The organism is Pseudomonas sp. CVAP#3 (genome assembly GCF_018986375.1).
Classification (GTDB): Bacteria; Pseudomonadota; Gammaproteobacteria; order Pseudomonadales; family Pseudomonadaceae; genus Aquipseudomonas; species Aquipseudomonas helvetica.
On the sequence record NZ_JAHMSC010000006.1, the window covers coordinates 291,084 to 302,945 of the forward strand.

An 11,862-nucleotide genomic window follows, 5' to 3' on the forward strand; every position below is an offset into this window, starting at 1 on the left:
GGCGGCCTTACCCAGGCCGCCTCTCCCGGCACCTCAAAATTTCTGCAAGCGCATGTGGCTGTCAAAGCCGCGTGCCTTGTGGCGTCTGCGTCACAGTAGTCTTTGAGTCGTTGCGGTCAACATTAAAAATGTTTTGACTAGCACAGCATATCGCTTTAAACCTTTCACAAATGCGACATAGATTTGCGACATTTCGTCGTCAAATTTGTGAGCCTCTGTGTCGGTGTGTACAATGACCTCCCTTTTGCCCCCGCAAAGCTGGCGTACGTTCGGCGTGGAAGGTAACTGGCTGAATTGAAAAGAAATTTGTCTCGATAAGAGGCAGCCTGGTGAGAAAGTGTCTATGAAAGCAGGTCTGTACCAACCAGATGAGTTCAAGGATAACTGCGGTTTCGGCCTGATAGCCCATATGCAGGGCGAACCCAGTCATACCCTGTTGCAAACGGCCATTGAGGCCCTGACCTGCATGACCCACCGTGGTGGGATCAACGCTGACGGCAAAACCGGCGACGGTTGCGGTCTGCTGATGCAAAAGCCCGACGTGTTCCTGCGCGCCATCGCCCAGGAAACGTTTGGTATTGAACTGCCCAAGCAATACGCCGTGGGCATGGTGTTCTTCAATCAGGACCCGGTAAAAGCCGAAGCGGCTCGCGAGAACATGAACCGCGAGATCCTGGCTGCCGGCCTGCAACTGGTGGGTTGGCGCAAAGTGCCGATCGACACCAGCGTTCTCGGCCGTCTGGCGCTCGAGCGCCTGCCACAAATCGAACAAGTGTTCATCGGCGGTGCTGGCCTGAGCGATCAGGACATGGCCGTCAAGCTGTTCACGTCCCGTCGTCGCTCGTCCGTGGCCAACGCCGCCGACCTCGACCACTACGTCTGCAGCTTTTCGCACAAGACCATCATTTACAAAGGCCTGATGATGCCGGCGGACCTGACCGCCTTCTATCCAGACCTCAGCGACCAGCGCCTGCAAACCGCGATCTGCGTGTTTCACCAGCGCTTCTCCACCAACACCCTGCCGAAATGGCCGTTGGCTCAACCGTTCCGCTTCCTCGCGCACAACGGTGAAATCAACACCATCACCGGCAACCGTAACTGGGCCCAGGCTCGTCGCACCAAGTTCACCAACGATCTGATGGATCTGGATGAACTCGGCCCGCTGGTCAATCGCGTGGGTTCCGACTCCTCGAGCATGGACAACATGCTGGAGCTGATGGTCACTGGCGGCATCGACTTGTTCCGTGGCGTGCGGATGATCATTCCGCCTGCGTGGCAGAACGTCGAGACCATGGACCCGGATCTGCGTGCATTCTACGAATACAACTCGATGCACATGGAACCGTGGGATGGCCCGGCCGGCGTGGTAATGACCGACGGTCGTTACGCGGTGTGCCTGCTCGACCGTAACGGTCTGCGTCCGGCGCGTTGGGTCACCACCAAAAACGGCTTCATCACCCTGGCCTCGGAAATCGGTGTCTGGAATTACCAGCCTGAAGACGTGATCGCCAAGGGCCGCGTTGGCCCAGGTCAGATCTTCGCTGTGGACACCGAAACCGGTCAGATCCTCGACACCGATGCCATCGACAACCGTTTGAAGTCCCGTCATCCATACAAGCAATGGCTGCGCAAGAACGCCCTGCGTATCCAGGCGACCATGGAAGACAACGACCATGGTTCGGCGTTCTACGACGTCGACCAGCTCAAGCAATACATGAAGATGTATCAGGTCACGTTCGAAGAGCGTGATCAGGTGCTGCGTCCGCTTGGCGAACAAGGCTACGAAGCCGTTGGCTCCATGGGCGACGACACGCCGATGGCGGTGTTGTCCCAGCGTGTGCGCACGCCGTACGACTACTTTCGCCAGCAATTCGCGCAGGTTACCAACCCGCCGATCGACCCGCTGCGTGAAGCCATCGTCATGTCGCTGGAAGTCTGCCTCGGTGCCGAGCGCAATATCTTCCAGGAGTCGCCGGAACATGCCTCGCGCGTGATCCTCAGCTCGCCGGTCGTTTCCCCGGCCAAGTGGCGCTCGCTGATGAACCTCGATCGTCCAGGCTTCGAACGCCAGATCATCGACCTCAACTACGACGAGGCGCTGGGCCTTGAAGCCGCAGTGCGCAATATCGCTGACCAGGCTGAAGAAGCCGTGCGTTCCGGGCGTACCCAGATCGTACTGAGCGACCGTCATATTGCCCCGGGCAAACTGCCGGTTCACGCTTCCCTGGCCACTGGCGCGGTGCACCACCGCCTGACCGAAAAAGGCCTGCGTTGCGATAGCAATATCCTGGTCGAGACCGCTACCGCACGCGATCCGCATCACTTCGCGGTGCTGATCGGCTTCGGCGCCTCTGCGGTTTATCCGTTCCTGGCTTACGAAGTGCTGGGCGACCTGATCCGCACCGGTGAAGTGCTGGGCGACCTCTACGAGGTGTTCAAGAACTACCGCAAAGGCATCACCAAAGGCCTGCTCAAGATCCTCTCGAAGATGGGCATCTCGACCATCACCTCCTATCGCGGAGCACAACTGTTCGAAGCCATCGGTCTGTCCGAGGAAGTCTGCGACCTGAGCTTCCGTGGCGTGCCGAGCCGCATCAAGGGCGCACGGTTCGTCGATATCGAAGCCGAGCAGAAGGCCTTGGCTGCCGAAGCCTGGAGCCCGCGCAAGCCAATCCAGCAGGGCGGTTTGCTGAAGTTCGTCCACGGTGGCGAATATCACGCGTACAACCCGGACGTGGTCAGTACCCTGCAAGCCGCTGTGCAGCAAGGCGACTACAGCAAGTTCAAGGAATACACGGCGCTGGTGGACAACCGTCCGGTGTCGATGATCCGCGACCTGTTCAAGGTCAAGACCCTTGAGACGCCGCTGGATATCAGCGAAATCGAACCACTGGAATCGGTGCTCAAGCGCTTCGACTCCGCGGGCATCTCCCTCGGCGCATTGTCGCCGGAAGCTCACGAAGCCCTGGCCGAAGCCATGAACCGCCTCGGTGCGCGTTCCAACTCCGGCGAAGGCGGCGAAGACCCGGCGCGTTACGGCACCATCAAGAGCTCGAAAATCAAGCAAGTGGCGACTGGCCGTTTCGGTGTAACCCCGGAATACCTGGTCAACGCCGAAGTGCTGCAGATCAAGGTCGCGCAGGGCGCCAAGCCCGGCGAAGGCGGTCAACTGCCAGGCGGCAAGGTCAACGGCCTGATCGCCAAGCTGCGCTATGCAGTGCCGGGCGTGACACTGATTTCGCCACCGCCGCACCACGACATCTATTCGATCGAAGACTTGTCGCAGCTGATTTTCGACTTGAAACAAGTCAACCCGAAGGCCCTGGTCTCGGTGAAGCTGGTAGCAGAAGCCGGCGTTGGCACCATCGCCGCTGGCGTGGCCAAGGCCTATGCCGACCTGATCACCATTTCCGGTTATGACGGCGGCACCGGCGCATCGCCGCTGACCTCGATCAAGTACGCGGGCGCACCGTGGGAACTCGGCCTGGCTGAAACCCACCAGACCCTGCGCGGCAACGACTTGCGCGGCAAGGTTCGGGTGCAGACAGACGGCGGCCTGAAAACCGGCCTCGACGTGATCAAGGCGGCGATCCTCGGCGCTGAAAGCTTCGGCTTCGGCACCGCGCCAATGATCGCCCTGGGCTGCAAATACCTGCGCATCTGCCACCTGAACAACTGCGCCACCGGCGTGGCGACTCAGAACGAAAAACTGCGCAAGGACCACTACATCGGTACGGTCGACATGGTGGTGAACTTCTTCACCTACGTCGCTGAAGAAACCCGTGAGTGGCTGGCGAAGCTGGGCGTGCGCTCCCTCGAAGAGCTGATCGGTCGTACCGATCTGCTGGAAGTCCTCGAAGGCCAGACCGCCAAGCAGCAACACCTGGATCTGACGCCGTTGCTCGGCAGCGATCACATCCCGGCAGACAAGCCACAGTTCTGTCAGGTAGACCGCAACCCGCCGTTCGACAAAGGCCTGCTGGCCGAGAAGATGGTCGAGATGGCCACTTCGGCGATCAACGACCTGAGCGGCGCTGACTTCGCTCTGGATATCTGCAACTGCGACCGTTCTATCGGCGCGCGGATCTCCGGTGAAATCGCTCGCAAACACGGCAACCAGGGCATGGCCAATGCGCCGATCACCTTCCGCTTCAAAGGGACGGCCGGTCAGAGCTTTGGTGTATGGAACGCCGGCGGCCTGAACCTGTACCTCGAAGGCGATGCCAACGACTATGTCGGCAAAGGCATGACCGGCGGCAAACTGGTCATCGTTCCGCCAAAAGGCAGCGTCTACAAGACTCAGGACAGCGCCATTATCGGCAACACCTGCCTGTACGGCGCCACGGGCGGCAAGCTGTTCGCCGCCGGTACTGCGGGCGAGCGTTTCGCGGTGCGCAACTCCGGTGCTCACACCGTGGTGGAAGGCACTGGCGATCACTGCTGCGAGTACATGACCGGTGGTTTCGTCTGCGTATTGGGCAAGACCGGTTACAACTTCGGCTCAGGCATGACCGGTGGTTTCGCCTACGTGCTCGACCAGGACAACACCTTCGTTGACCGGGTCAACCACGAACTGGTGGAAATCCAGCGGATCAGCGGTGAGGCTATGGAAGCCTATCGCAGCCACCTGCAACGCGTGCTGAACGAATACGTCGAGGAAACCGACAGCGAGTGGGGTCGTAACCTCGCTGAAAACCTCGATGACTACTTGCGTCGGTTCTGGTTGGTCAAGCCTAAGGCTGCCAGCTTGAAATCGTTGCTTTCCAGCACCCGTGCCAACCCGCAGTGATATGCGCCTGAAGAGTTTGATGAGGTTTTAACAATGGCTGAACGTCTGAATAATGACTTCCAGTTCATCGAGGTCGGGCGCAAGGATCCGAAGAAGAAACTGTTGCGTCAACGCAAGAAAGAGTTCGTGGAGATCTACGAACCCTTCAAACCCCAGCAGTCGGCCGACCAGGCCCACCGCTGCCTGGGTTGCGGTAACCCGTATTGCGAATGGAAGTGCCCGGTGCACAACTTCATTCCCAACTGGCTGAAACTGGTGGCCGAGGGCAACATCCTCGCCGCCGCTGAACTGTCGCACCAGACCAACACCCTGCCGGAAGTTTGCGGCCGGGTGTGCCCGCAGGACCGTCTGTGCGAGGGTGCGTGCACCCTTAACGACGGCTTCGGCGCGGTGACCATCGGTTCGGTCGAGAAGTACATCACCGACACCGCATTCGCCATGGGCTGGCGCCCGGACATGTCCAAGGTCAAGCCGACCGGCAAACGTGTCGCAGTAATCGGTGCAGGCCCTGCTGGCCTGGGCTGTGCCGACGTGCTGGTACGCGGTGGCGTGACCCCGGTGGTGTTCGACAAGAACCCGGAAATCGGCGGTCTGCTGACCTTCGGCATCCCCGAGTTCAAGCTGGAAAAGACCGTGCTGAGCAATCGCCGCGAAGTCTTCACCGGCATGGGCATCGAGTTCCGCCTGAACACCGAAATCGGCAAGGACGTGAGCATCGAGCAACTGCTCGAAGAATACGATGCCGTGTTCATGGGCATGGGCACCTACACCTACATGAAGGGCGGCTTTGCCGGTGAGGACCTGCCGGGCGTCTATGACGCACTGGACTTCCTGATTGCCAACGTCAACCGCAACCTGGGCTTTGAAAAGTCGCCGGAAGACTTCGTCGACATGAAGGGCAAGAAGGTCGTGGTACTGGGCGGCGGCGACACGGCGATGGACTGCAACCGTACGTCGATCCGTCAGGGTGCCAAGTCGGTGACCTGTGCCTATCGTCGTGACGAGGCGAACATGCCTGGCTCGCGCAAAGAGGTGAAGAACGCCAAGGAAGAGGGCGTGAAATTCCTCTACAACCGTCAGCCAATCGCCATCGTCGGTGAAGACAAGGTCGAAGGCGTGAAGGTGGTCGAGACCCGTCTCGGCGAGCCGGACGCCCGTGGCCGTCGCAGCCCCGAGCCGATCCCGGGCTCCGAAGAGATCATCCCGGCCGACGCCGTGGTCATCGCCTTCGGTTTCCGTCCGAGCCCGGCGTCGTGGTTCGAGCAGTTCAGCATCCAGACCGACAGCCAGGGCCGCGTTGTGGCCCCCGAACAAGGCCAGTACAAGCACCAGACCAGCAACCCGAAAATCTTCGCCGGTGGCGACATGGTGCGTGGTTCTGACCTGGTAGTGACGGCAATCTTCGAAGGCCGTAATGCGGCGGAAGGGATCCTGGATTACCTGGGCGTTTAAGGTCTGCGCATAACCTGTGGCGAGGGGGCTTGCCCCCGTTCGGCGGCGAAGCCGTCGTAAACCCGGTTTACGCGGTCTATCTGATACAACGCGGTCGCCATTTTTGGGACCGCTTCGCGCTCCAACGGGGGCAAGCCCCCTCGCCACAGGATGCGTTTTGGCTCAGATTCTGTGGTGGTCCCAGCGCGACAAATTGACCCGATAGACAAAAGGTGCGGCGCTTGCCGTGCCTTTTGCGTCGCGCTCTGAGAAAATGCCCGCACTTTTTTTCCGGATGCCGACATGACTGCCCTGAAGAACGACCGTTTCCTTCGCGCCCTGCTCAAGCAACCCGTAGACGTCACGCCCGTGTGGATGATGCGTCAGGCCGGTCGCTACCTGCCTGAATACCGCGCCAGCCGCGCCAAGGCCGGTGATTTCATGAGCCTGTGCATGAACCCGGAGTTCGCTTGCGAAGTCACGATGCAGCCGCTCGACCGTTATCCACAGCTGGATGCGGCGATCCTCTTCTCGGACATCCTGACCATTCCCGATGCCATGGGCCAAGGCCTGTACTTCGAAACCGGCGAAGGTCCGCGCTTCAAGAAAGTCGTCAGCACCCTGGCCGACGTCGAAGCCCTGCCAATTCCTGACCCACACAAAGACCTCGGCTACGTCATGGACGCGGTCAGCACCATTCGCCGCGAGCTGAACGGCCGCGTGCCGTTGATTGGCTTCTCCGGCAGCCCATGGACCCTGGCCACCTACATGGTCGAAGGCGGCTCGTCGAAAGACTTCCGCAAGACCAAGGCCATGCTCTACGACAACCCGCAAGCCATGCACCTGCTGCTGGATAAGCTCGCGCAGTCGGTCACCTCCTACCTCAACGGCCAGATCATGGCCGGCGCGCAAGCGGTGCAGATCTTCGACACCTGGGGCGGTAACCTCTCGGCAGCGGCGTACCAGGAGTTCTCCCTGGCCTACATGCGCAAAATCGTCAGCGGCCTGATCCGCGAGCACGAAGGCCGCAAAGTGCCGGTCATCCTGTTCACCAAAAACGGCGGCCTGTGGCTGGAAAGCATCGCCGACGCCGGTGCAGATGCCTTGGGCCTGGACTGGACCTGCGACATTGGCGAAGCCCGCCAGCGCGTCGGCAACAAAGTCGCCCTGCAAGGCAACATGGACCCGACCGTGCTCTACGCCAAGCCTGAGGCTATTCGGGCTGAAGTTGGCCGCATCCTCGCCAGCTATGGCAAAGGCAGTGGCCACGTGTTCAACCTCGGCCATGGCATCACCCCGGAAGTCGACCCGGAACACGCCGGCGCCTTCCTGCGCGCGGTACATGAGCTGTCGGCGCAATACCACCAGTAATCCTGTTCTGGATAGCTGCAAAAGCCCGTCTGACCTTTGCGTCAGACGGGCTTTTTTGTTTTTCACGTTCTTGCGGAGTGTGTCGGAAGTTATTCCATTCTTTGCAAGTTAGTATTACTTGCAAAGTCTGATTAATCATCCTGCTGAGATTTCCCGCGTTGGTGGGGGATTCTTCCTGCATAGAGTGTTTGTTTGTATCGGTAGAGTGCGTTCTCGGCTATTTGAATTGTTCAGTGCCGAGATCGATTTTTTATTCATGGATGAACAGGAGTTAATAGTGTGATCGAAGAGAATGCCAAGCCATCAACAAATGATCGGGGTTTCCGCATCTTGGCCCCTAATGCTCATTGGGTAGTTTAATTGGAATGAGGAATTCATCGTATTCGGGTTGGCAGAAGTTTCTGCATTGGTTATCTGCAGTCATCATCATATGGGCGCTGGGTAGCGGTTTTTATGTTTCTCTGTTTGATGTTTCATTGGCGATCAAGGAGTGGGTGGCGTTTGTCAATGTATCGCTGACGACAGTGTTTTTACCGTTTTTCGCTCTGCGGGTATTTCTTCATTGGCGCCACAGCCGTCATGAAAACAGTCAGCCACTTTCACCCGTCGAGTTGTTTGTATTGTTTATGCATCGACTGATTTATCTGGTGACAGGTGTTGTCATGGTGACGGGCTTTTTGATGATGGATCGGGCAATCAATGTGTTTGATGTCTTGTTGATTCCACAGCCGCTGACGAATGCTTATTTGATGGTGCTGTTTTTTAAAATACATATCGTCGCGTGCGTGCTGCTCGCACTTCTGGTTGCGTTGCATGTGGCGGCTGTTATCAAGCACGAAGCTTCAGGGCGTCGAGTACTGAAACTCATGTCCTTTCGACGCTGAGTCCCGAAGCTTCAAGCCGGTTGGTTGTTTGGCAGCAATGGCAAGCGGGCCAGTTTCAACGCCACCAGCAGCGCAATCACCAGCAACCCGCCGATGAACAGGCCGATGCCGTTCCAGCCGCCCAAGTGCCAGAAAACCCCGCCCACTGTGCCGGCGATACTCGACCCGGCGTAGTAGCTGAACAGGTACAGCGACGAGGCCTGGCCCTTGGCTTTGGTCGCGCGACGACCGATCCAGCTGCTGGCTACCGAGTGCGCGGCGAAGAAGCCGAAGGTGAAGATCAACATGCCGATGATCACCAGCGGCAATGGCGTGAACAGGCTCAGCGCAAGGCCTGCGAGCATCAGCACGATGGTTGCCCACAGGACTTTGCGCCGGCCAAGCTTGTCGGCCAATGCGCCGATTTTCGCCGAGCTGTAGATGCCCGACAGGTAGACCACCGAGAGCAAGCCAACGAAAGCCTGATCCATGTGATACGGCTCGGCCAGCAGGCGATATCCGATGTAGTTGAACAGCGTGACGAACGCGCCCATCAGCACGAACGCTTCAAGGAACAACCACGGCAGCCCGGCGTCGCGAAAGTGCATGGTGAAGCCGTCGAGCAAGCTGCGCGGATGCATCGAGCGGGAGCGGAAGTTGCGCGACTCGGGGAGGATTTTCCAGAACACCGCCGCCGCAATCAGCGCCAGGCCACCGATCACCAGCATCGCGGTGTGCCAGTTAACGAAGTCGATCAGTACGCCGACGATCAACCGGCCGCACATCCCGCCAATCGCGTTGCCACCGATGTACAGTCCCATCGCCAGGCCGATGTGCTGTGGATGAATCTCTTCGCTCAAGTACGTCATGGCCACCGCCGCCAGCCCGCTGAGAGACAGCCCGACCAGCGCACGCATCACCAGCACGCCCTGCCAGCTTGGCATCATCGCACTGGCTATGGTGCACAACGCTGCCGCGAACAGCGCCGCAACCATCACCGGTTTACGACCGATGCGGTCGGAGATCGGGCCGGTGATCAGCAAGCCGATGGCGAGCATCCCGGTGGCCACCGACAGGATCAGGCTGCTCTGCGCCGCGTTGATCGAAAACTCACGGGAAAACAGCGGCATCATCGGCTGCACGCAGTAGAGCAGGGCGAAGGTTGCGAAGCCGCCGGAGAACAGCGCCAGCACCGTGCGCATGAACATCGGCGTGCCTTTTTCGATGTACACATCATTCAGTTGAGCGACCACATCGTCCAGCGCGGTAGGCGGCAATTCATGGGCGAGCGGGGCGACAGCAGTTTTCACGGGGGACCTCGGGAGAGCACGGCCAGTCAGGCAATGGAAAAATCATATAGCTGGCTAATGTTTCTATCCAATATATTGTTCGACCTGTTTGATAGCTTTAACGACCTAATGGAGTTTTCATGGAATTGCGCCATTTGCGCTACTTCATCGCCGTCGCCGAAGAACTGCATTTTGGCCGCGCCGCACAGGTGCTGGGCATCTCTCAGCCGCCGTTGAGCCAGCAGATTCAGGTGCTGGAACAGGAAGTCGGCGCACGTTTATTCGAGCGTACCAATCGTCGGGTCGAGCTCAGTGAAGCCGGTCGATTGTTCCTCGAAGAGGCTCGGCTGGTGCTGGCCCAGGTCGACAAGGCTGCCGACGTCGCCCGTCGAGCCCAACTCGGCGAGCTGGGGGAACTGAAGATCGGCTTCACCTCATCGGCGCCGTTCAACTCGACGATCCCGCAGGCGATTTTCTCGTTTCGCCAGCGCTTCCCGGCCGTGCATTTGAACCTGCGGGAAATGAGCAGCACCCAGGTCGCCGAGGCGTTGGTGGATGAGTCGATTCAGGTCGGGATCATGCGGCCATTGCCGCTGCCGGATTCACTGGAGGTGGTCGAGTTGACGCGAGAGCCGTTGGTGGCGGTTCTCAGCTCCAAGGATCCGCTGGTGGTCGGCAGCGAGGAAGGGCTGTTTCTGTCTGCACTGGCCCACGAGCCTTTCGTGTTCTTCCCGCGCAGCTACGGCAGTGGTCTGTACGCGCAACTGCTGAACCTGGCGCGTGACGCGGGTTTCAGCCCGCACTTCACCCAGGAAGCCGGTGAGGCCATGACCATCATCGGCCTGGTGGCGGCAGGGCTCGGGGTGTCGGTGTTGCCGGCGTCGTATCAGCGGATGCGCATCGACGGCGTGGTCTATCGGCCCTTGCTCGATCCGCTGGCGATGTCAGCCGTGTGGCTGGTGCAGCGCAAGGATCAGAAGTCGCCGATGGCCAAGGCGTTTGTCGAGTTGCTGACGCGTAAGGTTGAGGTGACGTAGTCGGCACAGGGTGATGACATGCTGACACCGCCGAACGCGGAGTTTTTGTTTACCTGGCGTTGAGCACGATGTAGATCGGCGCAAGCCCCGCATCAGCAGGAAACCAGATAATCGCATCCTGGTACTCAGGCGGATGCTGCGGATTCACCAATACTTTGTAGGCTTGCTCGTTGGGTGGATACACCCACACCGTCGGCAATTGCGGGGCGCCTTCCAGTGCGGGAATGGCGGGTACATCATCGGGATTCGCCGCTGGGGTCCAGGCCAGGCCGATCCCGTTGCCGATGTCGGCAACAAACTTTTCGCCGTCCTGAGTGGCTTCGATGACCGGGACAAACTCCCAGTCTTTCTTTCCGCCTGTGTAGAAGCCGTAAGCGCTGACGGAACCGTCCGGCAATGTCTTCACGTTGATGCGGACACGGGTTCGCCCGGTATCCAGCGTTGCGTACTGTTCGTTTTTGTAGAATGCGCTGTCGGGCGAAAGGCTGGTGTTCGGCATCAGTAGCGCAACGGTGCCAACCGCTGCGCCGGTGCCAAGCACCGCCCACACGCCGTAGCTAGCCAGTTTCTCGAGGGGGACAAACCCGGAAGGGTTGTTGTGATTGATGACGCCATCCGGGAGGTTGCAGCTCTTGGCGAACACCCAGCCCTTGAGGTGTGAATCAGGCCGTGTTTCGGGCGCATTCTGCTGTTTTCTTTGATGCGCCTCCCAGCGGGTGTTGGCGTCCAGCTGGTTTTTTTCGTTTTTGGCGAATACCGCTGCACCGGCCTCCTGGAAGGCCTGGGTCTCTTCCCGGGTGGGGAGTCGTCTTGGGGCGGGCAGAAAGTCCGGGGTTTCCGGGAAACCGAGCTTTTTCATTAGCGCTACTTGTTCGTCCTTGGGCAAGCCCGGCCTTAGGCTGGGGCAGCCTTGACCCTACCGAGAAGTTCAAGCTGTGGCTGTGGGACGATTCCGAAATGCAGTGCTCCGTTTTCCGTTTGTGTCATTTCTTTTCGGGGGAGACATGAAAAGATCGCAGCCTGCGGCAGCTCCTACAAAAATCGGTGTAGGAGCTGCCGCAGGCTGCGATCTTTTGATTTTG

The 11,862-nt window shown here is 59.3% G+C and carries 6 protein-coding genes and 1 pseudogene; 5 read left to right on the forward strand and 2 right to left on the reverse strand.

All coding sequences use genetic code 11. From position 1 onward, the window contains the following. Positions 1-343 precede the first annotated feature (343 nt). From gltB to KRR23_RS13610, 4 genes are all read left to right on the forward strand, one after another. Positions 344-4,789: a glutamate synthase large subunit gene (gene gltB, locus KRR23_RS13595; RefSeq protein WP_216742905.1), complete on the forward strand. Its 4,446-nt coding sequence runs from the start codon at positions 344-346 to the stop codon at positions 4,787-4,789. A 33-nt stretch (positions 4,790-4,822) separates the two neighbouring features. Next, complete coding sequence (locus tag KRR23_RS13600) at positions 4,823-6,241, forward strand: FAD-dependent oxidoreductase (RefSeq protein ID WP_054595236.1); 1,419 nt, start codon at positions 4,823-4,825, stop codon at positions 6,239-6,241. A gap of 282 nt (positions 6,242-6,523) precedes the next feature. Further along, positions 6,524-7,591, forward strand: a complete 1,068-nt coding sequence (gene hemE, locus KRR23_RS13605) for a uroporphyrinogen decarboxylase (protein ID WP_054595237.1) — start codon at positions 6,524-6,526, stop codon at positions 7,589-7,591. Positions 7,592-7,956: 365 nt separating this feature from the next. After that, positions 7,957-8,475, forward strand: a complete 519-nt coding sequence (locus KRR23_RS13610) for a cytochrome b (RefSeq protein WP_216742906.1) — start codon at positions 7,957-7,959, stop codon at positions 8,473-8,475. An 11-nt stretch (positions 8,476-8,486) separates the two neighbouring features. On the opposite strand, the gene KRR23_RS13615 is transcribed toward KRR23_RS13610, so the two are convergent. Beyond that, a complete protein-coding gene (locus KRR23_RS13615; protein ID WP_216742907.1) occupies positions 8,487-9,764 on the reverse strand; it encodes an MFS transporter in 1,278 nt (425 codons plus the stop codon). Between the two features lie 119 nt (positions 9,765-9,883). On the opposite strand from KRR23_RS13615, the gene KRR23_RS13620 reads away from it, so the two are divergent. Then, on the forward strand, positions 9,884-10,780 hold the full coding sequence (locus tag KRR23_RS13620) for a LysR family transcriptional regulator (protein ID WP_123581982.1): 897 nt from the start codon (positions 9,884-9,886) through the stop codon (positions 10,778-10,780). A 52-nt stretch (positions 10,781-10,832) separates the two neighbouring features. On the opposite strand, the pseudogene KRR23_RS13625 reads toward KRR23_RS13620, so the two are convergent. Continuing rightward, a pseudogene (locus KRR23_RS13625) lies at positions 10,833-11,639 on the reverse strand (S-type pyocin domain-containing protein); the annotation flags it as partial. Positions 11,640-11,862 lie beyond the last annotated feature (223 nt).

Coding starts and splice junctions, on each gene's coding strand:
- gltB (WP_216742905.1), top strand. CDS start 344: ATGAAAGCAGGTCTGTACCAACCAGATGAGTTCAAGGATAACTGCGGT.
- KRR23_RS13600 (WP_054595236.1), top strand. CDS start 4,823: ATGGCTGAACGTCTGAATAATGACTTCCAGTTCATCGAGGTCGGGCGC.
- hemE (WP_054595237.1), top strand. CDS start 6,524: ATGACTGCCCTGAAGAACGACCGTTTCCTTCGCGCCCTGCTCAAGCAA.
- KRR23_RS13610 (WP_216742906.1), top strand. CDS start 7,957: ATGAGGAATTCATCGTATTCGGGTTGGCAGAAGTTTCTGCATTGGTTA.
- KRR23_RS13620 (WP_123581982.1), top strand. CDS start 9,884: ATGGAATTGCGCCATTTGCGCTACTTCATCGCCGTCGCCGAAGAACTG.